The organism is Aliiroseovarius sp. S2029 (assembly GCF_023195575.1).
GTDB classification, from domain to species: domain Bacteria; phylum Pseudomonadota; class Alphaproteobacteria; order Rhodobacterales; family Rhodobacteraceae; genus Aliiroseovarius; species Aliiroseovarius zhejiangensis.
In genome coordinates this window covers 301,143-327,692 of sequence record NZ_JALPQE010000003.1, presented here as the reverse complement: position 1 = coordinate 327,692, position 26,550 = coordinate 301,143, and the positions used below count along the sequence as shown (strand labels likewise).

Genomic DNA, 26,550 nt, shown 5'->3' with positions numbered 1-26,550 from the left:
TCACGCGTCCCCGATCAGGGCAAGCCAGCCGTCTTCGTCGATGGTCTCGACCCCAAGGTCGGCGGCTTTCTTCGCCTTGGACCCCGCCCCCGGCCCCGCGACCAGCAGATCGGTCTTGCCGGACACCGAGCCTGAGACCTTCGCCCCCAAAGCTTCAGCGCGCGCCTTGGCTTCGGCGCGGGTCATTTTTTCGAGCGTTCCGGTGAACACCACGACTTTGCCCGCCACGGGGCTGCCGTCGGTCTTGGGGGCGGCGACGGGCTGCACGTCCAGTTCCGCCACCAGCCGGTCGATGGAGGCGCGCTCGGCCTCTTGCGAGAACGCGGCGACCAATGACCCGGCCATGACGGTCCCAACCCCGTCGATGGAGACCAGATCATCCCATTCCGGCGTGCCGGGTTGGGCGGCGGTCACGGCGGTTTCAAACGCCTCCCACGTGCCGTAATGGCGGGCCAGAAGGTTTGCTGCACTTTCCCCCACATGGCGAATACCAAGCGCAAAAATCATTTTATTCATGGGAATTGCACGGCGGTCTTCAATCGCTGCAAACAGGTTTTCGGCGCTTTTGTCGCCCCAGCCATCGCGGTTTTTCAACCGGGCAAGGCTGTTCTTGTCGCGCGCGGCGAGTGTGAATATATCGGCCGGTTCGCGGATGGGAAGGGCTTCGTCGTGATAGAACATCTCGACCTGTTTCGCGCCCAAACCTTCGATGTCAAACGCACCCCGGCTGACGAAATGTTTCAGTTTCTCAACGGCTTGCGCGGGGCAGATGATGCCGCCTGTGCAGCGGCGCACCGCGTCGCCTTCCTCGCGAATGGCATCTGATCCGCATTCCGGACAGCTCTGCGGAAATTTGTAAGGTTGCGCATCTTCGGGCCGCTGCGACAAATCCACGTCCGAGATCTTGGGGATCACATCGCCCGCGCGATACACCTCGACCCAATCACCGACGCGAATATCCTTGCCGTCCCGGATGACGTCGCCCTTGTTGTCACGCCCTGCGATGTAGTCCTCGTTATGCAGCGTGGCGTTCGACACGACCACGCCCCCGACGGTGACGGGCGTCAGCCGTGCAACGGGACTCAGCGCGCCTGTGCGGCCGACCTGAATGTCGATGGCCTCCAACCGGGTCCAGGCGCGTTCGGCGGGAAATTTGTGCGCGATCGCCCATCGCGGCGTGGTCGAGCGATAGCCCAGCCGCGCCTGCAAACCAAGATCGTCGACCTTGTAAACCACCCCGTCAATGTCATAGCCCAGCGTCGCGCGCTGCGATTCAATCGCGTGGTAATGGGCCAGCATCGCATCCAGATCCGTGAACCTTTGGGTCAGCGGGTTGGTCTGAAAGCCCAGTTCCGCCAGCCGTTCCACCGCGCCCATCTGGGTGTCAGACAGCGGGGCGCTGAGCGCCCCCCACGCATAGGCGAAAAAGCGCAGCGGGCGGTCGGCGGTGATGCTCGCGTCCAATTGGCGCAGCGAACCTGCGGCGGCGTTTCGCGGGTTGGCAAAGGTCTTGCCGCCGCGCTCGGCCTGCCGGGTATTCAGCGCGGCGAAGTCGTCATGGGACATATAGACCTCGCCCCGGACCTCAAGCAGATCAGGCGCACCGTTCATCGTCTCGGGAATATCCGCAACGGTCCGGGCATTCTGAGTCACGTTTTCGCCAACCGCACCGTCGCCCCGCGTGGCCGCATGAACCAACCGTCCGTTTTCATAACGGATCGACAGCGACAGACCGTCGATCTTCGGCTCGGCGGTGTAGGCCAGATCATCTTTCGGGCTGAGACCCAGAAACGAGCGGACACGCGCGTCAAACTCGGTCACATCCGCGTCCGAAAACGCGTTGCCCAGCGACAGCATCCGCACTTCGTGGGTGATCTTTCCAAAGCCCTCGGATGGGGTCGCACCGACCTGATCTGTCGGACTGTCAGCGCGTTTCAGGTGGGGAAATCTGGCTTCGATGGCCGCATTTCGCATCTTGGCCGCATCATATTCGGCATCCGAAATCGTGGGCGCGTCTTCTGCGTGGTAGGCGCGATTGGCATCGGACAGCAAACCGGCCAGACGCTTCAGTTCAGCGCGGGCTTCGGCCTCGGTCAGGTCATCAACATCGGTTCGGTCTGTCACGCGCAGGGCCCCCCATACCTGGTCCCAATGTGATAGGCGCCGCCATGTCCGCCGTCCAGCCCCGATCCGCAATGCAACATCGACACGCCGGGCCAGCCATTTGAAATTCGGTCATTTCATCCCGTTGCCTGCGTGTGAGCTATTGCCCAGCCCGGTCACAGTGCCTAAGTTTCGCTGGGTACTGCCGGGGAACGGGTTTACATGACCGAACACGACGAACACGCAAAGCGCAAGCGGCGCCCGTTTGCCGGGCTGCGCAACAACTTCCTTGCCGGGCTTGTTGTCGTGGTCCCGATTGCCGTGACCATGTGGCTGATCTGGACCTTTGTGGGCTGGATCGACAGCTGGGTGCTACCTTTCGTGCCCGCCCGGTACCATCCCGACGCTTTGATCAACACGTTTTTCGGCGACAGCGAATGGTTCAAGATGCTGTTCGGCGAAGACGTGCGCATCAATGTGCGCGGATTGGGTGTGGTTGTGTTCCTGCTGTTCACCGTGCTGGTGGGCTGGATCGCCAAGGGTCTGATCGGACGGTCGTTCATCGCCTGGGGCGAAGGCCTGGTCGACCGGATGCCGGTTGTTCGCTCGCTGTATAACGGGCTTAAGCAGATCGCCGAGACCATTTTCAGCCAATCGACCGAGACCAAGTTCGACAAGGCCTGCCTGGTCGAATACCCGCGCAAGGGGATCTGGGCCATCGCCTTCATCTCGACCAAGGCCAAGGGCGAGATTGACGCACGGATCCCGGTGGACGAGGATATTATCTCGGTCTTTTTGCCGACCACGCCCAACCCCACGTCGGGTTTCTTGCTGTTCGTGCCGCGCCATTCGGTGATCGAACTTTCGATGACGGTCGAAGATGCAGCAAAGCTGGTCATCTCTGCGGGGCTTGTCTATCCCAACGGGAAAGATCCGAAGACACCCCCTGAAATCGCACCCGAATGACCCATCTGGCCGCGCCTGCGATCACTGGCTTTGCAACGGGGTTTTCCCTGATCCTTGCCATCGGCGCACAGAACGCGTTTGTGCTGCGGCAAGGGCTGTTGCGCCAGCATGTGTTCTGGTTGTGTCTGTTCTGTGCCGCCTCGGACGCGCTGTTGATCGCTGCCGGTGTGCTGGGCTTCGGCGCGCTGGTCGAGGCCTGGCCCCGCCTGCCCCTGATCATGGCGCTGGCAGGGGCGGGCTTTCTGATCATCTATGGGGCGATGCGGTTTCATGCGGCGATCAAGGGCCGTTACGAGATGGAGATCGCGGGGAAATCCCGATCCCTTGGCGCCGTGATCGCCATAGCCGCCGCCTTCACCTGGGCAAACCCCCATGTTTATCTGGACACGCTGGGCCTGATCGGGGCGATCTCAACCTCGTTTGCCGACTGGGCGCAGAGGATTGCGTTTGGGGCGGGCGCCGTGGCCTCCAGCTTCGCCTTTTTCTTCTCTCTGGGCTATGGCGCGCGCCTGCTTGCGCCGATCATGCAGAAACCCGGCGCATGGCGGGTGCTGGACGTGGTGATCGGCTTGACCATGTGGGCGATTGCAGCGGGGCTGATCCGGGGCGTGGTCACAGGGTCGATCGGCAGCTAGCCGAACATTTCTTCCAGATCGACGGTGCCGCGCTGGTTCAGATCCGCGCGATGGGCGTCCAGAAACGCACCTGCCGCCGCCCGTCCGGCATCCTTCAACCGATGCAGCGTCACCGAGGACGGCACCAGCTTGGTCGCGGTGCTGAGATCACGCATCAGTTCATCATCTGAAATCATGTGGACCAGCACATCGCGCATCTGTCCGGGCGACAATTGCCCCGCCGCAATCAGCCGCTTGACGAAGTTGATCGCCCGAAGCTCGCGCAGAAGCGAGGAATTGAAGCTGATTTCGTTGATCCGGTTCTGGATATCCGCCCCGTTGCGAGGAATATCATGTCGATACAAAGGATTGATATTCACCACCACGATATCGGCGGGCAATGCGGGGTCGAACAGCGGAAACAGAGCCGGGTTGCCGGTATAGCCACCATCCCAGAACACCTCGTCCGTGCCGGTTTTCGGATCGACCATTTCGACGGCCTGAAACACCGTGGGCAGGCAGGCCGACGCCAGAATAGCATCGGTGCTAATCTCGTCGTCGCCAAAGACCCGGATCTTGCCCGTGCGCACATTGGTGGCCGAGACATTCAGGCGCGGGCCGATATCGGCGCAGACCTTGTCATAATCGAAATCCGCAACGATATTGCGCAAGGGGTTCTTGTAGAACGGCCCATAGGCATAGGGGCTGACCACCCGGCTTGCCATGTCGGCCCAGATAAACATCGGCGAGGTCTGAAACGCCTGGCTGATCAGCTCGTTCTGCGGGGCAAACTGCGCAAACCACGAAGTCAGGCGCAGGTCATGCACCCCGGCCACCTTGTGCCACAGCGCATCCAGATTGGCGCGCGCCGCATCACGATCCTGCCCCTTGCCATCGGCCACCAACCCGGCTTTTAGCGCCGCCCCGTTCAGCGCGCCTGCCGAGGTGCCCGAGATCCCGGCGATCTCGATCCCGTCGTCTTCCAGCAGGCGGTCCAGAACGCCCCAGGTGAAGGCGCCATGGGCGCCCCCGCCCTGAAGGGCCAGATTGATACGCTTTGGTGTTGCCATACCCGGTTACAGCGCCGTCCAGCCGCCATCGACGGAAATGGTCGTGCCGGTGATCTGGGCGGCGGCGTCCGAGCACAGAAAGGCGGCCGTGCCGCCCATCTGTTCGACCGTGGTAAACTCTTTCGACGGCTGGCGCGACAGCATGACATTCTCGATCACTTCCTCTCGGCTCATCCCATGGGTTTTCATCTGGTCGGGAATCTGCTTTTCGACGATCGGCGTCAGCACATAGCCCGGACAGATCGCGTTGGCGGTAATCGGATCGCGCGCGGTTTCCAGCGCCACGGTCTTGGTCAGACCGACGATCCCGTGCTTGGCCGCGATATAGGCGGATTTGTAAGGTGACGCGGTCAGCCCATGGGCCGAGGCGATGTTGATCACCCGTCCCCAGCCCGCCTTGCGCATCATCGGCAGCGCCGCCGCGACCGTATGAAACGCCGAGGTCAGGTTGATCGCGATGATCGCATCCCATTTATCGGTCGGAAAATCCTCGATCGGGGCGACGTGCTGAATGCCTGCGTTGTTGATCAGGATGTCGCATTGCCCGGCTTTCTCGATCAGGGCGCGACAGTGATCGCCCTTCGACATATCCGCCTGGATATAGCGCGCGGTGACGCCATGTTCCTGGGCGATCTGGGCCGCCAGCGCGTGATCGTCGTCACTGTCGGTGAACGAGTTCAGAACGACATCCGCCCCGGCCCGCGCCAGTTCGCGCGCGATCCCCAACCCGATGCCCGAGTTCGATCCGGTGATGACGGCGGTTTTTCCGTCCAGCGACGTGGTGATGGCCATGGTGATCCCTTTCAGACGACTGTTGTTGCGATGCAGCATAACCCAATGTCTTTCGGGCGCCAGTGGTTTCCCACCCGCAATCCCGCGGCGGGCAAGGTTGGTTTTGTGTCAGAGACCTGCACCCGATTCTCTTGCTCCGGGCCGCAAAGGAGGCACCGGGATAACAGTCATAAAAAAAACGCCCGCACGAAGCGGGCGTTAAGTTATTGAGGCAGGTTTCATACAGGCAAGAAACCTATCGAGCAGTGACCCCTTTATAAGCGGTCCGGCGCCGCGTTCCAAGCTAAAAGTTTGAAAAGACTATTTTCCGCCTCTAAAGTTTCCCCAAATCAAATCAGGGATGTGAAGGAAAACGACGTTGATGAGAGCAGCACACATAATGACATTTCGCAGCCTGATCGGCGCGGTTTCCCTGTCGGTCTTCGCCGCGCAGATCGGTCTTGCCGAGCCCAAACATGGCATAGCTATGTATGGCGACCCTGCCCTGCCACCGGATTTTGTGTCCCTGCCCCATGTAAACACCGATGCGCCCAAAGGCGGCAAGATCATTTTCGCCGAAGCGGGAAGCTATGATTCGCTGCATCCCGTGATCCGAAAAGGCAGCGCGCCGTGGCAGTTGCGCTTCATGTTGTTTGAAAGTCTCATGGGCCGCAGTTACGACGAACCCTTCACGCTTTATGGCCTTCTGGCCGAATCGGTTGAAACCGATGACGCGCGGACCTGGGTCGAATATACGCTGCGCGAAGGCACCACCTTTTCGGATGGCAGCCCCCTGACCATCGAAGACGTGATGTGGTCCTACGAGGTGCTCGGCACGCTTGGCCACCCGCGTTATCACGGGGCCTGGGCCAAGGTGGAAACGATGGAGCAGACCGGCCCCCGCTCGGTCAAGTTCACTTTCAACACTGAAGATCGTGAACTGCCGCTGATCCTGGGGATGCGCCCCATCCTGAAAAAGGCGCAGTGGGAGGGGAAGGATTTCGAAGCCTCGGGCGTCGGTGTGATCCCGATCGGCTCGTCGCCCTACGTGATCGGTGATTTCGAACCCGGTCGCTATCTGACCCTGACGCGCAACCCCTATTACTGGGGCAAGGATGTGCCCTTCATGCAGGGACAGGCCAACCTGGATGAAATCCGGTTCGATTACTATGGTGACGGTGATGTGACGTTCGAGGCCTTCAAGGCGGGCGAAGCCACCACTCATCGCGAGACGAATTTGCAAAAATGGGCCACGCAGTTCAAATTCCCGGCGGTTCAATCGGGTGACATCGTGTTGTCCGATATTCCCCATCAACGCCCCACCGGGATCATGGGCTATGTGATGAACACCCGCCGCCCCGCCTTCTCGGATATCCGTGTGCGGGACGCGATGATCCATGCGTTCAATTTCGAGTTCATCAACCAAAGCCTGAATGCCGGCGCGAAGAAGCGCATCCAGTCCTATTTCCACAACTCGGTCCTTGGGATGGCACCGGGCAAGCCTGCCGAAGGGTTGGTGCGCGAGATGTTGATGGGCTATGACGACCTGCCTGAAGGCGCGCTCGAAGGCTATGCCCTGCCTGTCTCGGACGGATCGGCGCGCAACCGCGCTGGCCTGCGGCGCGCAATGGAGCTGATGGAAGAGGCCGGCTGGACCGTTCAGGATGGCGTGATGAAGAACGCCGATGGGCAGCCCTTCACGTTCGAAATCGTGCTGAACACCGGATCGTCCGAAAATCGGCAGGAAATCGACATCTTCGCCGACGCGCTCGGGCGGATGGGGATCACGCCCACGATCACCTCGGTCGACAGTGCGCAATACAAGGAACGCACCAATGCGTTCGATTTCGATATGGCCTATTACTGGCGCGGCCTGTCGTTGAGCCCCGGCAACGAACAGCACCTGTATTGGGGGTCCGAGAGCGCCGACAAGGAAGGCACCCGCAACTGGATGGGTGTGAAAAGCGCGGCCATCGACGGGCTGATCGACCAGATGCTGAACGCCCGCGGGCAGGACGAATTTCGCGCCGCGACCAAGGCGCTGGACCGCGTGCTGACCGCAGGCCGCTATGTCATTCCGCTGGGCTATACCGACCTGTCCCATATCGCCCATGTGAAAGAGCTGAAATACCCCGATCGCATCCCGATGTATGGAGATTACCTCGGCTTCCAGCCGGAAATCTGGTGGTACGAAGAATAGGATTGCCCTGCCCCATCCGCCGCGTTACGGCGCTGTTACAAAGCGCGGTTAAACACGCGTGACTTTTCGGAATCGGAGCATCTGATGGGCGTGTTTGAACGGTATCTGTCGCTGTGGGTGGCGTTGTGCATTCTGGCGGGCGTTGTGTTGGGAAACACGGCGCCCGACCTGTTTGCGATGATCGCCGGGGTTGAGTTTGCAAGCGTCAATCTGGTGGTCGCGGTGCTGATCTGGGTCATGATCTATCCGATGATGGTGCAGGTCGATTTCGCCGCGATCAAGGATATCGGTCGTCGGCCGAAAGGGGTGCTGTTGACGCTGGTGATCAACTGGCTGATCAAGCCCTTCACCATGGCCGCGCTTGGCTGGTTGTTTTTCCGGGTGATCTTCGCCGGGTTCGTCGATCCGGAGACGGCCAGCGAATATATCGCGGGCATGATCCTTCTGGGCGTCGCCCCCTGCACTGCCATGGTCTTTGTCTGGAGCCAACTGACAAAGGGCGATCCGGCCTATACGCTTGTGCAGGTCAGCGTGAATGACGTGATCATGATCTTCGCCTTCGCCCCCATTGCCGCGTTCCTCCTGGGGATCAGCGACGTCACCGTGCCGTGGCAGACGTTGCTTCTGTCGGTCATGTTATATGTCGTGCTGCCGCTGGCGGCCGGGGTCTGGACCCGCCACCGTCTGATGCGCTCTAGTGAGACGCGGCTTGACGCTTTCCTTGCCCGTCTGAAACCCTGGTCCGTCATCGGTCTGCTGGCCACCGTCGTGCTTTTGTTCGGGTTTCAGGCGCAAACCATTCTGGCCCAACCGTTCGCCATCGTGATGATCGCCATCCCGCTGTTGATCCAGACCTACGGCATCTTTGCTATCGCCTATGGTGCGGCACGCGCAATGAAACTGCCCCATAACATCGCCGCCCCGGCCTGCATGATCGGCACGTCGAACTTCTTTGAGCTGGCCGTCGCGGTCGCGATCTCTCTGTTCGGCCTGAACTCCGGCGCGGCGCTGGCCACCGTCGTCGGCGTGCTGGTCGAGGTGCCGGTGATGCTGTCGCTGGTGGCCTTTGCGAACCGCACACGGCATTGGTTTGTTAGCTAAGGCAACCCCGCAGAGCTTGGTTTTGCGACAGCTATTGCAACAGTTTTCGCGTCACGGCGCTTGAAGTTCGCAACCAGTTGATACGCGGTTCTCCCGCTGTTTTCTGTACGCAATCAATGTCAGATCGCGTGATTGTTGCTTGATTCAACACAAAGACCATGACTGGGAAGAGTGGTATCATTCAACTTTCCGTCGGGAGAAAGGTTTATGGCAAACTGGTTTTCCAAACTGACACTCGCCGTTTTGACCGGGGTATTGATCTATTGGCTGACTCAAGGTCTGCGAACCGACGCGCCATCGACACAGTCGTCTGCCACCCGTGTGGTTGGGTATCTCGTGGTGCCAGACGGGGGACAAGTGCGCAATCTGAATGATTTAGGCGCAGGTGCGACACTTTGCGGGAACAAGTCAACCATCGAAGCCCTTCGTGTTTTTGCGCCGCTTGTGACATTCAACCTGCGCACAGTTCCAAACCAAGAGCTTTTGCAAGCTTATCAGGTTGGGCTGTGCAAAGGTGTCCTGTTTCGCCAGCTGACCCAAACCAACGAGGTATTTCCTGCGGATCTGGCCGGCGGACGGGTGATAGAAATTCGAAGCTAAACCTCTACAACCAGGCAAAGCGTGGCGTGCTCGTGTCTTGTTCAGGATTGACACAGAGAGAATTGGGCTGCGATCCGCGAACAGGGATGTCACCCGTGGGCTACACCAGCGACGTCACCCACAGGATCGTCGCGTCCTCGGCGCTGGTCGAGATCACGTTGTGTCCCATCGAGGCGTCGTAATAGGCGCTGTCGCCGCGTTTCATGTCGACCGGTTCATAGAACTCTGTGATCAGGCGGATCCCGCCGGTGAGGACATAAAGAAACTCCTCGCCGTCATGACGCACCCAGCCGTCGAACTCGTCGAACGATCGCGCCCGCACCCGTGCGCGATAAGGCAGCATGGTTTTCTTGGTCAGCGCACCGGCCAACAGCTCGTGTTCATAGGTGGTGGTCGCATGGGCGGCCCCCTCGCCCGTTTTTGTCACCGTCATACGGCCCGACACCTGCGCGGCTTTTGGCGCGGTGAACAGTTGCGGCACCGAGATTTCCAGCCCCACCGCCAGTTTCTTCAACGCCTCATAGGTGGGCGACATCTGACCGTTTTCGATCTTCGATAGGGTCGACCGGGCCAGCCCCGCCTGCCGCGCCGCCTGCTCCAATGTCCAGCCGCGCGATTTGCGCAGGTCCCGCACGCGCGCTCCAAGGTCCAGTGGGCTGGGATCGGGGCGGTCATCCCCGTTTTCACGGGCCAGTCGGATCAGGCTGGGTTGTTCGGGCGTTGTCATGCGCCTTCAATACACGGAAACCCGACCGATGCAACTGCACGCCCTTGCAACTTGCGCACCCCCTTGGCACATCTGGGCGATGTTGTCCGAATTTCGCCCCACCTCCCCGCTGCCCGCCCCGCCCGAGACTTTCAACATGGCGCGCTATGTGCTGTCCCATGCGACGGACCTTGGCGACAAGACGGCGCTGTCGGTTGTGACGCCTGACGGGACGGGTGAAACACACTGGACTTTCGGCCAACTGGACCGGGCCGTTCGCGGTTTGGCCGGCGGGTTGCTGGCACGCGGGCTAGCGCCCGGCGACCGGGTGCTTCTGCGTCTTGGCAACACGGTGGACTTTCCACTGGCCTTTCTGGGCGCGATTGCAGCGGGGTTGGTGCCGGTGCCGACCTCGTCGCAACTGACCGGGGCCGAGATTACCAAGATGTCGGCCATGGTTGCCCCCAGTCTGATCGTGGCAGGTGACGGGATCGCTTTGCCCTCGGACACCGACGCGCCGGTTCTGGACAGAGACGCGCTGCACGCGCTGGCAAACCATGCGCCAGCGCCGTTTCACATGGGTGACCCGGAGCGGCCGGGCTACATCGTGTTCACCTCCGGCACCTCAGGCAAGGCGCGGGCCGTGGTGCATGCCCATCGCGCCATCTGGGCGCGGCAGATGATGTGGGATGGCTGGTACGGGTTGACCCGCGACGACCGTTTGATGCATGCGGGCGCGTTCAACTGGACCTATACGCTGGGCACCGGGTTGATGGACCCGTGGTCGGCAGGCGCAACCGCTCTGATCCCGGCGGCCGGGACAGGTTCGGATCAACTGTGCGCGCTTCTGGCCCGTGAAGGGGTCACGATTTTTGCCGCCGCGCCCGGCGTCTATCGCCAGATGCTGCGCGCGCCCCTGCCTGCCCTGCCCGCTTTGCGCCACGGCCTCTCGGCGGGTGAAAAGCTGCCCGCAACCACCCGCGACAATTGGGTCGAGGCCGCACAGGTCCCGATCCACGAGGCGTATGGCATGTCGGAATGTTCGACCTTCATTTCCGGTGCGCCGGACCACCCGGCACCGCCCGGCACGCTGGGCTTTCCGCAGACCGGGCGTCATGTCGCCGTACTGGACGAGGAAGGCCGCATCGTCCCGCGCGGCACACCGGGCATCATGGCGGTGCACCGCAGCGATCCGGGTCTGATGCTGGGCTATCTTGGCGCCGAACAGGACACAAAGAACCGCTTTTCTGGCGATTGGTTCCTGACCGGCGACACCGTCAGCATGGGGCCAGACAGCGCCATCAGTTTTGAAGGACGGTCGGACGACATCATGAATGCCGGTGGCTTCCGCGTCTCTCCGATCGAGGTCGAAGCCGCCATGACCCTGCATCCCGGCGTTCACGAAGCCGCATGCGCAGAGGTCGCGGTCAAGGATGACGCGACGGTGATTGCCTGTTTCTACACACCTGAAACCGGGCCGGTTCGGTCGGACGAGCTTTCGGCCCATGCCCACGCCCAGCTTGCGCATTACAAGTGCCCCCGGCTGTTCATCGCGCTGGAGGCGCTGCCGCGCGGTGCCAACAACAAACTGCTGCGGGGCACCTTGCGCGCACAGTTCGAAGCAGGCGCGCTGATCACGCTGTGATCCACGACACTTCCCATCCCTGACATTCCCCGCTAGAGATTTCGGTCAAGGAGACCCACATGATCCGCCTTGATATCTTTTCCGACCCGATCTGCCCCTGGTGCTATATCGGCAAATCCCGACTGGACCGCGCGCTGGAGGCGCGTCCCGATCATCCCTTCAAGGTCGAATGGCACCCCTTTCAGCTGAACCCGGACATGCCGAAAGAGGGGATGGACCGACGCGCCTACCTGGAAGCGAAATTTGGCGGGCAGGACGGGGCTGTGAAGGCCTATCTTCCCGTGATGAGCGAAGCCGAAGCGTCGGGGGTTGAGATCAATCTGGACGCCATCGCGCGCACGCCCAACACGCTGGATGCGCACCGGTTGATCCACTGGGCGGGGATCGAAAGGAAGCAGAATGCGGTGGTCGATCGCCTGTTTCGCGCCTATTTCGTCGATGGGATCGACATCGGCGACCCGGCCGAACTGGTCAGGATCGCACGCGCGGCGGGGATGGATGGCGACGTGGTGGCGCGGCTTTTGTCCTCGGACGCGGATGCGGATGACCTGCGCGCCCGCGACGCAGATGCCCGCCGCAAAGGGGTGCAATCCGTGCCGACCTTCGTGGTGGCCAACCAGCATGTCGTGCCGGGTGCGCAACCAACAGAGCTTTGGACGCAGGTGATCGACGACCTGGCCGAACAATTGCGCGACGGGGCTGCCGAAAGCCCCGAAGCGTGACATCCCGCCCTTTTCCGCCACAGACCCCGCTTCGCCTGCGGGAATATGTGCTGTTGATCGCGGCCTTATTCTCGATGGTGGCGTTCTCGATCGACTCGATCCTGCCCGCCCTGCCCGAGATCGGGGCGCAACTGGTGCCCGACGACATCAACAAGGCGCAGCTTTTGATCAGCGCCTTCGTCATCGGCGCGGGATTGGGACAACTGATTTTCGGCCCCCTATCCGACAGTATGGGGCGCCGCTTTTCGCTGTCGATGGGGATGCTGCTTTACATGGCAGCCGCCTTTGCCGCCCTCTGGGCGCAAACGCTGGAAACGATCCTGTTCTGGCGCTTCGTACAGGGTCTGGGCGCCGCCGGGCCACGCACCTGCGGCATGGCGATGACCCGGGACCTCTATGAAGGGCGTCAAATGGCGCGGGTGAACTCGATGGCCTTCGGGTTCTTCGTTTTCGTCCCCGCCGTCGCCCCGATGATCGGGCAGTGGATCGTGCTGGGCTTTGGCTGGCGGCAGATGTTCACCGCCTATATCCTGCTGGCCGCGATGATCCTTGGTTGGTTCCTGCTGCGCCAGCCTGAAACGCTGCCGCCTGAACGACGACGCCCGCTGTCCCTGCGGCCCACCCTGCAAGCCTTCAGGCTGGTTCTGCAAACACGGGTTACGCTGATTTACATGGCGATCATCACCCTGGCCTTTGGACAGCTCATGTCCTTCATCAGCTCGGCGCAGCAGATCTTTGTCGACGTGTTGGGAGCAGGCACGAATTTTCCATATTACTTCGCGATGGTGACGGTTTTTTCCGCCGCATCCGGGTTTCTGAACGCGCAATTGGTGATGCGGCTTGGCATGCGCAGGCTGGCGTTGGTGGGCTTTGCCACGCAAACGGTGCTGGCCTCTTTGACGCTTTTCGCATGGTGGGTGCTGGCCCCAGAAGGCGCGTTTGCGTTGTGGCTGTTCTGCGGCTGGGCGACGACGCTGTTCTTCCTGAACGGGCTGAGCTTCGGCAATCTGAACGCGCTGGCCATTCAGCCTTTGGGTCATGTGGCAGGCACCGCCGCCGCGGTCATTGGCGCCGTGCCGACCGTTGCCGCCATCGCCATTGCCGCCCCGGTGGGGCTGGCCTTCAACGGAACGCCCTTTCCCTTGCTGATCGGTGTTGTCCTGTGTTCGGCAATCGCATGGGCGCTGATGCAGTTGGACCGGGGGAACATGAACTAAGACGCGGTGGGTTTGGCTTTCTCAGCCTTCGCTCGCGCGTCTTTCACCTTCATTGCCAAATCCTGCGCGATGGCAAACGCCCCCTTGATCTTGTCGGAGGTCTTGCGCCAGTCGCGGCGCACAACGATTTTGTTGTCACGCACCTTGGCCAACCCATTCTGGGCATGGATGAACTCGACCAACCCTTCGGGCGAGGCGAATTTGTCATTGTGGAACTGGATCGTCGCGCCTTTCGGCCCACCGTCCAGCTTGGCGATACCGGCACGTTTGCACATGCCCTTGATGCGCACGACAAGAAGCAAGGTGTTCACCTCTTTCGGCAGCGGGCCGAAACGGTCGATCAGTTCGGCGGCGAAGCCTTCCAACTCGACCTTGGTAGACAGCGATGACAGGCGCCGATACAAGCCAAGCCGCACATCAAGGTCCGGCACGTAAGTATCTGGTATCAAAACAGGAACGCCCAGATTGATCTGCGGCGCCCATGTGCTGTCGGCATCCGTCAGCCCCTCCAACTCGCCCGCCTTGATCTTGGCAATCGCCTCTTCCAGCATCTGCTGATAAAGCTCGTAGCCCACTTCGCGCATCTGGCCAGACTGCTCCTCGCCCACCAGATTGCCCGCGCCGCGAATGTCCAGATCCTGACTGGCCAGGGTGAAACCCGCCCCCAACGCGTCCAGTGACCCCAGAACCCGCAGACGTTTTTCGGCAGTTGGTGTCAGCGGCACTCGCGGTTTGGTCGTCAGATAGGCATAGGCGCGGGTTTTCGAGCGCCCCACCCGGCCACGGATCTGGTAAAGCTGCGCCAGTCCGAACATGTCGGCGCGGTGAATGATCATCGTGTTCGCGGTCGGAATGTCGATGCCGCTTTCCACAATCGTGGTCGCCAGAAGCACATCGTATTTGCCGTCATAAAATGCGTTCATGCGCCGATCCAGTTCGCCCGCCGCCATCTGGCCATGGGCCACGACGAAGGACACTTCGGGGACATGGTCGGCCAGAAACGCCTCGATTTCCGGCAGGTCCTTGATGCGCGGAACCACGAAGAAACTTTGCCCGCCGCGATAATGTTCGCGCAACAGTGCCTCGCGGATCGTCACGCTGTCGAACTCGGACACATAGGTGCGGATCGACAGGCGGTCGACCGGCGGGGTGCCGATGATCGACAGATCACGCACACCGGACAGAGACATTTGCAGGGTGCGCGGGATGGGCGTGGCCGACAGCGTCAGCACATGCACGTCCGAGCGCATTTCCTTCAGCCGTTCCTTGTGCCCCACGCCGAACCGTTGTTCTTCATCGACAATCAACAACCCAAGGTTCTGAAACCGCACGTCTTTCGCGAGCAACGCATGGGTGCCGATGACAATATCCACGGTGCCGCGCGACAAGCCCTCGCGCGTCAGCTTCGCCTCGCGTTGCCCGACAAAACGGCTGAGTTGCCCAACCTGCATGGGAAAGCCCCGGAACCGTTCAGAGAAACTTTTGTAATGCTGTCGCGCCAGCAACGTGGTGGGCGCGATCACCGCGACCTGCTGACCAGAGAGGGCCGCGACGAAGGCCGCGCGCATGGCCACTTCGGTTTTGCCAAAGCCCACATCACCACAGATCAGCCGGTCCATCGGGCGGCCCGAGGACAGGTCGCTCAGCACGTCCTCGATCGCGCCAAGCTGATCCTCGGTTTCCTGATAGGGGAAACGGGCCGAAAACTCTTCCCACGCATGATGCGGTGCGTCCAGCACCGGCGCTTTGCGCAGCTCGCGTTCGGCAGCCAGCCGGATCAGCTTGTCGGCAATCTCGCGGATACGCTCCTTCAGCTTGGCTTTCTTGGCCTGCCACGCCCCGCCGCCCAGCTTGTCCAGAAGCCCGGTGTCCTGCCCGAATTTCGACAGAAGCTCGATGTTCTCGACCGGTACGAACAGCCGATCCCCGCCCGCGTACTCCAACGCCAGACATTCATGCGGCGCGCCCATGGCGGTCACGGTTTCAAGACCGGTGAACCGGCCCACACCGTGGTCGACATGAACGATCAGGTCGCCGGCGGACAGGCCCTGCGCCTCGGTCAGGAAGTTCTCGGCCCGGCGCTTGCGCTTGGGCGCGCGGATCAGGCGGTCGCCCAACACGTCCTGTTCGGAGATCACCGTCAGATCCGGGCCTTCAAACCCGTGCTCCAACGGCCAGACGGTCAGATAAACGCCGCCTTTGCCGTCCGGCACATCGCGGAAATCGGTGATCCGTGTGGTGGCGATCAGGCCTTCATCCGCCAAGAGCCCCTGCAACCGTTCGCGCGCACCTTCGGAATAGGACGCAACGATCACCGGCGCATCATCCTTGGTGGCAATGTGATCGGCCAGCGCCTTGAACAGGTTGATATTTTCCTGCTGTCGTTCCGGCGCGAAGTTGCGCCCGATACGCCCCCCGCCATCCAACACACCGGGACCGGTGGCTTGCGGAAGCGCGGCAAACTGAACCACGCGGGTGTCCGCCAATGTGGCCTCCCACGCCGTATCATCAAGATACAGAAGCTCCGGTGGACAGGGTTTATAGACCGTATCCATCCGGTTCTTTGCCGTCATCGCGATCTTGCGGGTCTCGTACTGGTCAACAATCGACTCCCACCGGCTGAGGCGGGCGGGTGTCAGGTGATCGTCCAGCATCACGGATGCATCGGGCACGTAGTCGAAGATCGTCTCGAGCCGGTCGTGAAAGAACGGCAGCCAGTGTTCGTTCCCCTGATGCTTGCGCCCCGCCGAAATGGCTTCGTACAGCGGATCGTCGGACCCGGCCGCGCCAAACTCGATCCGGTAGTTCTGCCGGAACCGGGTGATCGCCGCCGCATCCAGGATGACCTCGGACACCGGGGCCAGTTCGATGGATTTCAGCGTGTCGGTTGTGCGCTGCGTGATCGGGTCAAACCGGCGGATGCCGTCCAGCACGTCGCCGAACAGGTCCAGCCGCACCGGGCCGTCATGGCCGGGGGCATAAATGTCGATGATGCCACCCCGGACGGCGAAATCCCCCGGCTCCATCACCGTGGGGGCTTGCGAAAACCCCATGCGCACCAGAAAGGCACGCAGTTGATCGACGTCGATCTGGTGGTCGACGCGGGCAGTAAAGGATGTTTCCTGCAACAGCGCGCGTTCCGGCACGCGCTGAATCGCCGCATTCAGCGTGGTCAACAGGACAAAGCGCCCCGAGATCTGCCCGGTCGCAAGCCCCGCCAAGGTCGCCATGCGCGTGGCCGAGATGGCGGCATTGGGCGACATGCGATCAAAGGGCAGACAGTCCCAGCCCGGAAAGCGGATCACCGGCACCTGAGGCGCAAAGAACGCCAGCGCGGCCTCCATCGCGGCCAGTCGCTTGTCATCGCGCGCCACATGCACGACCGGCCCGGACCCACGGTCCAGTTCCTTGACCAGCAACGTGGCGTCAAACCCTTCAGGGGCACCAGAGAGCAGCAATTTTTCCATGACGCGGAGGTAACGCCCTGTGGTCTGGTGTCAAGGGCGCACGGTCAGCGCAGCACACCCAGTGACAGGTTCTGATACATCCCCCAAAGCGAGGTGATGAAGATCGCGCCCATCCCCAGAAACTGGGTCTGAACCCGATGGCGGTTCAAACGGTCGCGCAGGTCTTCGCCCATCAGCGCCCGTTCCCGGATCACCGCCGCCGTGTTCAGCGACATCAACCCGGCCAGTGCAATGGGGAACAACAGCAAAAACACAGCCTGCGCAAATTCGACCTTGTACCAGAACCCTAGGATCGCCATCGACGTGAACAGCGCCGCGGCGAACCCCAGGATCCACAGCCCGGATACACCCGCCACATACAATATCCGGTTGCAATTGATGCGCACCATGTCTTCCAGATCCTGTTGCGCCTCGCCTTCAAGCCGGGCGGCTTTCTGGATCAGGTCATAGGGCACGCCGACGACCCAGTGGCTGACCGTTGACCAGGCCACGGCCAGCGCGATCCAATACCACAGGTTGGAAAATGATCGCATGTCGATGATTTCGAATACGGTGGAATACCAATCCACGGGCGCTTTACCTTGCATTTTGGCCGTATTCCGGGCGGTCCGGGTGCGGGATCGGACGCTATGCCTGCTCGGGCCTGTCTTGTGTTCGGTCAGACTAGCCGCCGCAGCGGGTCAAGGCCAGCCCGGTTTTGCACCCAAAGACACCCGATTGCAGTCTTGTGACGGGTGCGATCCCGTGGCAGGAAGTTCACAGCCAATGCGGACGGGGCCGCCCATGCCCTGCCCCAGCCACAGGAGACCCAGATGAGCCGCACCCCCCACCCCACCACGGTCGCCCCGTTTCCCATGACTCGCCTGCGCCGCACGCGGTCCAGCGCCAACCTGCGCAATCTGGTGCGGGAAAACACGCTGACGGTGGATGACCTGATCTGGCCGGTCTTCGTCGTGGATGGACAGGACCACGAGGAACCCATCCCCTCGATGCCCGGTGTTGCACGTAAATCCATCGACCGTCTGGTACTGGCGGCGCGCGAGGCTGCCGATCTGGGCATTCCGGCGATCTGCCTGTTTCCCAACACCGATCCGTCCCTGAAAACCGAAGGCTGCGAAGAAGCGTGGAATCCGGACAACCTGTCGAACCGCGCCATTCGTGCCATCAAGGATGCGGTGCCAGAGATTGCCGTGATGACGGATGTCGCGCTCGACCCCTATAACATCAACGGCCATGACGGGATCGTCGTGGATGGCGAGATCCTGAATGACGAGACCGTCGAGGCGCTGGTGAAAATGGCGCTTGCGCAAGCAGACGCCGGGGCGGACATTCTTGGCCCTTCGGACATGATGGACGGGCGGATCGGGGCCATGCGCCACGCGCTGGAGGCCGCCGATCATCGGAATGTCACGATCATGAGCTACACGGCCAAATACGCCTCGGCCTTCTATGGGCCGTTCCGCGATGCGGTGGGGGCATCGGGGGCGCTGAAGGGCGACAAGAAAACCTATCAGATGGACCCGGGGAACTCGGATGAAGCCATGCGGTTGGTGGAGCGTGATCTGGCCGAAGGCGCGGACATGATCATGGTCAAGCCGGGGATGCCCTATCTGGACATCTGCCGCCGGGTCAAGGACACATTCGGGGTGCCCACCTTCGCCTATCAGGTATCGGGCGAATACGCGATGCTGATGGCCGCCGCCCAGAACGGCTGGCTGGATGGCGACAAGGTGATGGCCGAAAGCCTGATGGCGTTCAAACGCGCGGGCTGCGACGGCATTCTGACCTATTTCGCCCCACGCATGGCGCGTTTGCTTAACGGCTTGTAAACCAAGGCGCTTCATCGGCCAATTTTCGCACTGTCATCGCATTGAGGGTGACAGCCCTGCCACAACGCGCTATATCTTGTGGCCAAGTGGACCCAGAGCCACAAACGAGCACACAATCGCGCCGCAGGCGCATCTTACGAGGCGAATACATGGAAAAGAACAGGCTTTCCCGCAGAGGATTCATCATCGCCGCAGGCGGCGCAAGCATGTCGCTGGCGGCTTGTGCCAACGGGGTTGGGTCACGCAGTGGCGAACGGATCGACGCCCGCGTCGACAGCACGTTGGACTATCTCTATAACCGCTATCCCGGCACGCGCGAACTGGCCGCGAAATCAACAGGTCAATTGATCATGCCGCTTGTTACCGAAGCCGGCTTCGGTCTTGGCGGTGCTTACGGGCGCGGTGCATTGCGTATCAATGACGCGACGGTGGACTACTATCTGCTAACGCAGGCCAGCGCGGGGCTGCAAATCGGCGCCCAGCAATTCGCGCATGTGCTGTTTTTCATGACCGACCAGGCGTTGCAGGATTTCCGCAGCGCCGCTGGTTGGGTCGCATCTGCCGACATCAAATATGCCTTCCAGACCGATGGCGACCGCCTGACCGCCGACACGATCACGGCCTCGTCGCCGGTCGTGGCCGTGGTGTTCGGTCAGGCCGGGCTGATCGCCGGTGCCTCGATCGAAGGGGCGAAATACACGCGGATCATTCCCTGATCCAACCGGAACAGAACCGACACCGGATCACACGCAAAAAGGGCGGCAAAAGGCCGCCCTTTCCTTATATCTCAGCACCTTATCCCAGTGCCTTCAACCTTTTGAACAGGCTTGATGTATCCCAGCGCCCGCCGCCCATCTTCTGCACATCCTTGTAGAACTGATCCACCAGCGCGGTCACGGGCAAGGACGCGCCATTTTCGTTCGCGGTGGACAGGCAAATGCCCAGATCCTTGCGCATCCAGTCCACGGCAAACCCGTGATCGAAATGATCATCCGCCATCGTCTCGTGCCGGTTGACCATCTGCCAGCTGCCCGCAGCCCCGCCTTGAATGACATCCACCACTTCGCGAATGTCCAGCCCGGCTTTCTCGGCGAAATGCAATCCTTCGGACAGGCCCTGCACCAGCCCGGCAATGCAGATCTGGTTGACCATCTTGGTCAACTGCCCCGCGCCGCTGTCGCCCAACCGCTTCACGCTGCGCCCATAGGTCTGCATGATCGGAAGCGCCGCATCGAACGCCGCCTGATCGCCGCCGCACATGATCGACAAGACGCCGTTCTCGGCTCCGGCCTGCCCGCCGGACACGGGCGCATCCACGAAAGACACGCCCTGATCGGCGGCGGCTATGAACAACTCGCGGGTCACGGCAGCGGATACGGTGGTGTGATCGACAAAGACCGTCCCGTTCCGCATCCCTGCCAAAGCGCCATCTTCGCCCAGAACCACCGTGCGCAAGTCATCGTCATTGCCCACACAGGCCATCACGAAATCCGCACCCATGGCGGCCTCGCGCGGGGTGGCGGCGGATGTGCCGCCATGTTGCGCCGCCCAGCGATCGGCTTTTTCGGCGGTCCTGTTGAACACGGTGACCTCGTGCCCGTTGGCCGCAAGATGTCCGGCCATCGGATAGCCCATCACGCCCAAACCCAAAAATGCACATTTCGCCATAACCGCGTCCTTCCGTTGAAATCCCCTGTGATGCACAGTAGTTACCGCGACAGCGGGCAAGGTCAACGTCGACCGCGAGTGAAATGCAGATCAAGTGATGGATAGGGTGTGATGGGCAAGGTCGTTCTGTGGATGATCCGCATCGTGGCGGGCCTTCTGGTTCTGGCCAGCCTGGCGACGCTTCTGGTCTATTACCTGGCGGCGCAATCGCTGCCCGACTACAGCGTCACACGAAAGACCGCCGGCATCTCTGCCCCGGTCGAGATCGTGCGCAACAACGCCAATATCCCTCATATCTTTGCCCAGAACGACGCCGACGTCTTTTTCGGCCTGGGCTATGCACATGCGCAGGACAGATTGTGGCAGATGATGGTGATGCGCCGCACCGCGCAGGGGCGCCTGTCCGAGGTGTTCGGGCGTCGCACCCTGCAGGTGGACGAGCTGATGCGGCGACTGGATCTGTACACGCTGGCCAAGGCGGCGGTCGAGGTGCAGGATGACGATGCCCGCGTGGCACTCAAGGCATATAGTTCAGGCGTCAATGCGTATCTGAGCCGCGTGAACGCCGAGGCGCTGGGCCGTGGCGCACCGGAGTTCTTCCTGTTCTCGAATGACGTGTCGCCCTGGCAACCCGCCGACAGCATCGCGATTTTGAAGCTGATGGGGGTGCAACTGGCCGGCCATCTGGAAGAAGAGCTGCTGCGCGCCCGCGTCACCCTTGCCCTGCCCGATGAACGGGTCAAGGACATCCTGCCCGACATTCCCGGCACGGGCATCGCTGCCCTGCCCGATTATGCGGCACTGCTGGGTGTGCCAAAGTCACAATTCGCCAACCTGCCCGCCCGTGAGGACCGCCCCGATTTGTGGCCTGCCCCACGTCGGGGCCTTGCCGGGGCGTCCAACGCCTGGGCAGCGGCGCCCAAACGCTCGGCCGCCGGGGGCACGCTTCTGGCCAATGACCCGCATCTGGGGTTCAACGCGCCTTCGATCTGGTATCTGGCCCGGTTGGAGCTGTCGACGGGGGGCGTGATCGGCGGCACCATTCCCGGTATGCCCGCGATGATGGTCGGCCGGTCCGACAGCTTTGGCTGGGGGATCACATCGTCCTACCTGGACGATCAGGACCTGCATGTTGAAAAGCTGAACCCCGACAACCCGAGCGAAGTGCAGACACCCGACGGGTTCAAACCGCTGACCAAACGTGGCTCGATCGTGCAGATCAAGGACGAAGCCCCCGTGACCTTCGACCTGCAATGGTCCGACAATGGCCCGATCCTGCCTGGGCATCTGTTTGATCTGGGGATCATCACCCCACCCGGCCATGCCATGTCGCTGAACTGGACCCTGCTGACCCGCGAAGACCGCTCGATGAGCGCGGCGATCCGCCTGATGCGGTCAAAAACCGTGATGGAGGGGATCGCGGCGGGGGCGGACTATGTGGCGCCCAGCCTGACCCTGACCCTGGCGGATCAGGACAGCATCGCGATGAAGGTGATTGGTGCCATGCCCCGGCGCGATGCGCAGCACCAGACCCGTGGGCGCATCCCCAGCCCCGGCTGGATCGCCGAAAACCGCTGGCAGGGGGTGCTGAGCTATTCCGCCAACCCCGAGTTTGTGCAGCCCACCGGCGGTATTGTCGGCAATACCAACAACAAGCTGGTCGACCGCCCCTTCCCCAACCACATGAGCTATGACTGGGGCGACAGCCAGCGCGTCCAGCGGTGGAGCCGCCTGATGCAGGCGCGCGAGGTGCACACCCGCGACAGTTTCATCGAGGCGCAGCTTGATCCCGTCTCGGTCACGGCGCGCACGCTGCTGCCGCTGGTCGGGGCCGATCTGTGGTTCACCGGCGAGGCCGCGCCCGACGGCACCCCTGAACGCGCCCGCCAACGCGCGCTGGAGCTTCTGGCCAACTGGAACGGCGAGATGAACGAACACATGCCCGAGCCGCTGATCTATTCGGCCTGGCTGCGGGCCCTGCAAACGCGCCTGATCCGGGACGAACTTGGGCCGCTCGCGACCGAGTTCAAACACGTGGAACCGATCTTCATCGAGCGGGTCTTTCGAGATGTCGAAGGGGCCGGTGTCTGGTGCGACGTGATCCAGTCCGCGCCGATCGAAACCTGCACCGACATTGCCCGCGACGCGCTGGACGATGCCCTGTTGTGGTTGAATGAAAACGCCGGCGGCGCACAGGAAAGCCTGCGTTGGGGCGATTATCACGAGGCCACACACAAGCACCCGGTTCTGGGGGATGTGCCGTTCCTGAAATGGTTTGTGAACATTCGCCAATCCACCTCGGGCGGCGACAACACGCTTCTGCGCGGGCGCACCGCGGGGACCGGGAAAAACCCCTATCGCAACGTACACGGCGCCGGGTTTCGCGGGGTTTATGATTTCGCCGACCCCAACAGTTCGCTCTTTGTGATCTCGACCGGGCAGTCGGGCCATCCGCTGTCTCGCCATTACGACGATCTGGGCGAGTTGTGGCGGCGCGGGGAATACACGCCGATGTCGCTGGACCCGGCGCTGGCGCGGGCAGCCTCGGTGGGGGTGACGCAGTTGCTGCCGAAAGACTGATCAGAGATCGGGTTTAAAGCTTTTCAAATTCCGCCGCTTGCCGTTCGGTCCAGGTGACGGTGATCGCCCAGCCGTCCTCGCCCGGCTCTTCGGCCTCGACAATGCCCTTGTCAAACAGCCAGGCGCGCTTGCGCCCGTCTGAGAAGGCAAGGGTCAGCGTTTCGGTCCGGCGCGGCACATCCAACGCCGTGTCGATGGCCTGCACCAGCGCGTCAAACCCTTCGCCTGTCAGCGCCGACAGGGTCAGGATCGTGTCGTTTCGCGCGGCTTCGCGGCGGCGGGCTTCGCGGTCTTCTTCGTCCAGCAGGTCGATCTTGTTCCAGATCTCCAACTGCGGGGTGTCGTCGCTGACGCCAAGATCGGCCATGATCTGTTCGACGTCCCGGGCCTGTTCGTCCGTGCTGTCATGGCTGATGTCACGCACATGCAGGATCAGATCGGCGGCCAGCACCTCCTCCAACGTGGCGCGGAAGGCGGCCACAAGCTGGGTCGGCAAGTCCGAGATGAAGCCCACGGTGTCCGACAGGATCACCTTGCGCCCGCCGCCCTGCTGGGGCGTCTTGCCCACGGCGGGCAATTCGATCTGCCGCATGGTCGGGTCCAGCGTGGCAAACAGCATGTCCTTGGCCAATACATCAGCCCCTGTCATCCGGTTGAACAGGGTGGATTTACCCGCATTGGTATAACCAACCAGCGCCACGATCGGATATGGCACCTTGGCGCGCGCGGCGCGATGCAGTTCGCGGGTTTTCACGACCTTTTCCAACTGCTTGCGCAGCCGGTTCAACTGGTCGTCAATGGCGCGGCGGTCGGCCTCGATCTGGGTTTCACCGGGGCCGCCGACAAAGCCAAGCCCGCCACGCTGGCGTTCAAGGTGGGTCCAGGCGCGCACCAGTCGCGTGCGTTGATAGGACAACGCGGCCATTTCCACCTGCAACACCCCTTCACGGGTGCGCGCGCGGTCGGAAAAGATCTCAAGGATCAGGCCGGTCCGATCTAGGATCTTGACCTTCCATTCCTTCTCAAGATTGCGCTGCTGCACCGGGCTGACCGGTCCGTCGATCAGAACCAGCTCCACTTCTGCGGCGTACAGCTTCGCGCCCAGTTCCTGCAATTTGCCCTTGCCGAACAGCTTGCCCGGATGCGGCGTGGGCAAGCGCACAATCTCGGCCCCGACCACGTCAATGTCCGGTAGCGCCAACGCCAGCGACACGGCTTCCTCAAGCGCGGGGGCCGCGTCACGGCGGTTGCGGTCGGCTGTCAGTTCAGGGTGAAAGACCCAGGCCCGCGTGGGCTGTTCTTCCCGGTCAATGAAGTCGCTCAGCTGTCTTCGCCATCATAGAGGTTGATCGGTTGACCCGGCATGATGGTCGAAATCGCATGCTTATAGACAAGCTGCGACTGCCCATCGCGGCGCAAGAGCACGCAGAAATTGTCGAACCACGAGATCACGCCCTGTAGTTTCACACCGTTGATCAGAAAGATCGTCACCGGGACTTTTGATTTTCGAACATGGTTCAGAAAGACGTCCTGAAGGTTCTGTTTGTCGGCAGCCATCGCTTTTTTCCTTTTTTCTCTCGTGCTGCCGGACCCCCGGCAGAAGTTCATCGTGACGCCACTATGGCGTGTGGTTTTGTCCTTTTCCACCCCTTTTTTCACCCTTTGATCTGCGTCCGTTCCCCGCGCAGAACAGGTGCCTCAGGGTGGGTGGCACATGTCGCGTGGCGGGTCAGCGCCGCCAGACCTCGGGGCTGAAAAGCGCGATGATCGCCAGCATTTCCAGCCGCCCGAGGATCATCGCCCCCGCCAGCACCGCCTTGGCCGGGTCGGACAGGGTGCTATAGGAAATCGGCTCTGCCGCCGCCACCTGCGCAATCGGTCCTGTGGTGGTCAGCGCGGCAATGGTCAGGGTCATCGCACTTTCGAAGTCCTGCCCCAGCAGCGAAAACAGCCCCATCACCAGCGCCACGGACATCGACATCAGCATGAAAAAGACCCAGGCCATATAGGCGCCGCGCCCCCGCAGGTGCCGCGCCTCGGTGCCCGACCCGCCCACCGATGAGGGGTGGACCAGCTTTCCCATCTCGCGCAGTCCGTGCAGATAAAGCGCATAGACCCGCATCAGCTTGGCGCCGCCCGCGGTGGTGGCGACCCCGCCCCCGATCAGCGACAGCCCCATCAGGATCAACCCCGGCGTCTGAAGGCCGGACCAGTCGCGGCTGACGGACCAGGCGGCGCTTTCAAAGCCGGTCGTCGTCAGGAAAGACAGAACCGTAAAGAAGCTGCCCCAAAGCGAGGTCAGCCCGGCGATCCAGTTCTGTTCCTCGTCGACCTCATAAGCACCGACCCAGTGGCGCAGGAACAAAAACAGGGGCAGGACGATCACGATCACAAGAGCCAAGCGGATTTCAGGATCTTCTGGCAGCCGCCGCCGCCGTTCGCTGCCCTGCATGTCCGAGGCAAAGGTCACGCGGGAAATGGCAAAGAAGAAGAACAGTGCCAGCATCATTTCACCGACATAGCCCGACTGACTGCCCACAGGGCCGCCGACCGGGGAAATGCCGCTGGTGGCCATGGTCGACATCGCGTGGCACAGCGCAACAAAGGCGGTATCGCCGGCCAGGATCAGCCCCAGCCACAAGGCCAGCGTCAGCCCGGCATAGATCGGCAGTAACCGGATCCCATAGGTGCGGATCCGTTCCGAAAAATCGGCGACGCGGATAATCTGGCTGATGCCCGCACCGAACCGCGTGTCATCGGGGGCGGATGTGCCGCGCTTGCCAAAGCGCGCGCGCACCTCGAACCCGCCCAGCGACATGGGGGCCAGGATCGCGATGGCACCCACCCAGATGAACAACCCGCCCATCCAGCCGACCAACGCGCGCCACAGGTGAACCGACCGCGCGATGCGGCTGGCATCCTCGAACAGGGTCGCGCCGGTGGTGGTCAGGGCCGACACCATCTCGACATAGGCGTTCAGGAAGGTCGTTGTGCGCACCGCCTGGTGAAACGGCACTGCCAGCATCAGCGGCAACAGCACGAACAGGCCCAACAGCGCCAGAAGGTGGCGCCGATGCCGGGTCGAGCGTTCGCGGTCTGCCATCGCCATCGCCAGAAACGAGGTGATGAACCCGAACAAAAGCGCCCCATAAAGAAACACCCGCGCTTCATAGAACTCCCCGATCATCCAGCCGAACCCGGCGGGAAAAAGCATCGCAAGCGCGCTGATCCCCATCAGGATCACAAGCAGCGGCAGTTTGGCGATGGTCGCAAGCATGATGTCGGCCCTAT

Annotated in this window: 21 protein-coding genes; 11 read left to right on the top strand and 10 right to left on the bottom strand. The window is 61.9% G+C overall.

The window, feature by feature from the left end:
* A complete protein-coding gene (gene ligA, locus MUY21_RS08435) occupies positions 1 to 2,124 on the bottom strand; it encodes an NAD-dependent DNA ligase LigA (RefSeq protein WP_248409877.1) in 2,124 nt (707 codons plus the stop codon).
* 201 nt (positions 2,125 to 2,325) lie between these two features.
* On the opposite strand from ligA, the gene MUY21_RS08430 reads away from it, so the two are divergent.
* Positions 2,326 to 3,069: a DUF502 domain-containing protein gene (locus tag MUY21_RS08430; RefSeq protein WP_248409875.1), complete on the top strand. Its 744-nt coding sequence runs from the start codon at positions 2,326 to 2,328 to the stop codon at positions 3,067 to 3,069.
* Positions 3,066 to 3,704, top strand: a complete 639-nt coding sequence (locus tag MUY21_RS08425; protein WP_248409873.1) for a LysE/ArgO family amino acid transporter — start codon at positions 3,066 to 3,068, stop codon at positions 3,702 to 3,704. The genes MUY21_RS08430 and MUY21_RS08425 overlap by 4 nt, the downstream gene beginning before the upstream one ends.
* Here the strand turns inward: MUY21_RS08425 and MUY21_RS08420 are convergent.
* Complete coding sequence (locus MUY21_RS08420; protein ID WP_248409871.1) at positions 3,701 to 4,753, bottom strand: patatin-like phospholipase family protein; 1,053 nt, start codon at positions 4,751 to 4,753, stop codon at positions 3,701 to 3,703. The two genes, MUY21_RS08425 and MUY21_RS08420, sit on opposite strands and share 4 nt — an antisense overlap.
* A 6-nt stretch (positions 4,754 to 4,759) precedes the next feature.
* Positions 4,760 to 5,545 carry a 3-hydroxybutyrate dehydrogenase gene (locus MUY21_RS08415; RefSeq protein WP_248410047.1) on the bottom strand — a complete coding sequence of 262 codons (786 nt, stop codon included), beginning with the start codon at positions 5,543 to 5,545 and terminating at the stop codon, positions 4,760 to 4,762.
* 379 nt (positions 5,546 to 5,924) lie between these two features.
* On the opposite strand from MUY21_RS08415, the gene MUY21_RS08410 reads away from it, so the two are divergent.
* From MUY21_RS08410 to MUY21_RS08400, 3 genes are all read left to right on the top strand, one after another.
* Positions 5,925 to 7,724: an extracellular solute-binding protein gene (locus MUY21_RS08410; RefSeq protein WP_248409870.1), complete on the top strand. Its 1,800-nt coding sequence runs from the start codon at positions 5,925 to 5,927 to the stop codon at positions 7,722 to 7,724.
* 84 nt (positions 7,725 to 7,808) lie between these two features.
* On the top strand, positions 7,809 to 8,825 hold the full coding sequence (gene arsB / locus MUY21_RS08405; protein WP_248409869.1) for an ACR3 family arsenite efflux transporter: 1,017 nt from the start codon (positions 7,809 to 7,811) through the stop codon (positions 8,823 to 8,825).
* Between the two features lie 357 nt (positions 8,826 to 9,182).
* Entirely contained in the window at positions 9,183 to 9,425 is a 243-nt protein-coding gene (locus tag MUY21_RS08400; protein WP_248409868.1) for a hypothetical protein, read from the top strand.
* 100 nt (positions 9,426 to 9,525) lie between these two features.
* Here MUY21_RS08400 and MUY21_RS08395 read toward each other — a convergent pair whose 3' ends face one another.
* Positions 9,526 to 10,152 carry an XRE family transcriptional regulator gene (locus MUY21_RS08395; protein WP_248409867.1) on the bottom strand — a complete coding sequence of 209 codons (627 nt, stop codon included), beginning with the start codon at positions 10,150 to 10,152 and terminating at the stop codon, positions 9,526 to 9,528.
* A gap of 79 nt (positions 10,153 to 10,231) precedes the next feature.
* Here MUY21_RS08395 and MUY21_RS08390 point away from each other — a divergent pair, with 79 nt between their 5' ends.
* The 3 genes from MUY21_RS08390 to MUY21_RS08380 are packed head-to-tail and all read left to right on the top strand — an operon-like array spanning position 10,232 to position 13,715.
* Positions 10,232 to 11,776 (top strand): class I adenylate-forming enzyme family protein, encoded by a 1,545-nt coding sequence (locus MUY21_RS08390; protein WP_248410046.1) that lies wholly within the window; start codon positions 10,232 to 10,234, stop codon positions 11,774 to 11,776.
* Between the two features lie 59 nt (positions 11,777 to 11,835).
* Positions 11,836 to 12,498, top strand: coding sequence for a DsbA family oxidoreductase (locus MUY21_RS08385; protein ID WP_248409866.1), 663 nt, complete (start codon positions 11,836 to 11,838; stop codon positions 12,496 to 12,498).
* Positions 12,495 to 13,715: a multidrug effflux MFS transporter gene (locus MUY21_RS08380; protein ID WP_248409865.1), complete on the top strand. Its 1,221-nt coding sequence runs from the start codon at positions 12,495 to 12,497 to the stop codon at positions 13,713 to 13,715. The genes MUY21_RS08385 and MUY21_RS08380 overlap by 4 nt, the downstream gene beginning before the upstream one ends.
* Here MUY21_RS08380 and mfd read toward each other — a convergent pair.
* Both mfd and MUY21_RS08370 read right to left on the bottom strand, forming a co-directional pair.
* A complete protein-coding gene (gene mfd / locus MUY21_RS08375; protein ID WP_248409864.1) occupies positions 13,712 to 17,182 on the bottom strand; it encodes a transcription-repair coupling factor in 3,471 nt (1,156 codons plus the stop codon). The genes MUY21_RS08380 and mfd overlap by 4 nt on opposite strands.
* Before the next feature lie 44 nt (positions 17,183 to 17,226).
* The gene (locus MUY21_RS08370) at positions 17,227 to 17,751 is read right to left on the bottom strand and encodes a component of SufBCD complex (protein WP_248409863.1); all 525 of its coding nucleotides are present in this window, start codon (positions 17,749 to 17,751) and stop codon (positions 17,227 to 17,229) included.
* 243 nt (positions 17,752 to 17,994) lie between these two features.
* On the opposite strand from MUY21_RS08370, the gene hemB reads away from it, so the two are divergent.
* Positions 17,995 to 19,011: a porphobilinogen synthase gene (gene hemB / locus MUY21_RS08365; RefSeq protein ID WP_248409862.1), complete on the top strand. Its 1,017-nt coding sequence runs from the start codon at positions 17,995 to 17,997 to the stop codon at positions 19,009 to 19,011.
* A gap of 149 nt (positions 19,012 to 19,160) precedes the next feature.
* On the top strand, positions 19,161 to 19,727 hold the full coding sequence (locus MUY21_RS08360; RefSeq protein WP_191284488.1) for a YSC84-related protein: 567 nt from the start codon (positions 19,161 to 19,163) through the stop codon (positions 19,725 to 19,727).
* A 79-nt stretch (positions 19,728 to 19,806) separates the two neighbouring features.
* Here MUY21_RS08360 and MUY21_RS08355 read toward each other — a convergent pair whose 3' ends face one another.
* A complete protein-coding gene (locus MUY21_RS08355; protein ID WP_248409861.1) occupies positions 19,807 to 20,679 on the bottom strand; it encodes an NAD(P)-dependent oxidoreductase in 873 nt (290 codons plus the stop codon).
* Between the two features lie 111 nt (positions 20,680 to 20,790).
* On the opposite strand from MUY21_RS08355, the gene MUY21_RS08350 reads away from it, so the two are divergent.
* Complete coding sequence (locus tag MUY21_RS08350) at positions 20,791 to 23,259, top strand: penicillin acylase family protein (RefSeq protein ID WP_248409859.1); 2,469 nt, start codon at positions 20,791 to 20,793, stop codon at positions 23,257 to 23,259.
* A gap of 13 nt (positions 23,260 to 23,272) precedes the next feature.
* On the opposite strand, the gene hflX is transcribed toward MUY21_RS08350, so the two are convergent.
* From hflX to MUY21_RS08335, 3 genes are all read right to left on the bottom strand, one after another.
* Positions 23,273 to 24,571 (bottom strand): GTPase HflX, encoded by a 1,299-nt coding sequence (gene hflX, locus MUY21_RS08345; protein ID WP_248410044.1) that lies wholly within the window; start codon positions 24,569 to 24,571, stop codon positions 23,273 to 23,275.
* 8 nt (positions 24,572 to 24,579) lie between these two features.
* Entirely contained in the window at positions 24,580 to 24,816 is a 237-nt protein-coding gene (hfq, locus tag MUY21_RS08340; RefSeq protein WP_248409857.1) for an RNA chaperone Hfq, read from the bottom strand.
* A 172-nt stretch (positions 24,817 to 24,988) separates the two neighbouring features.
* Positions 24,989 to 26,536: a potassium transporter TrkG gene (locus MUY21_RS08335; RefSeq protein WP_248409855.1), complete on the bottom strand. Its 1,548-nt coding sequence runs from the start codon at positions 26,534 to 26,536 to the stop codon at positions 24,989 to 24,991.
* Positions 26,537 to 26,550 lie beyond the last annotated feature (14 nt).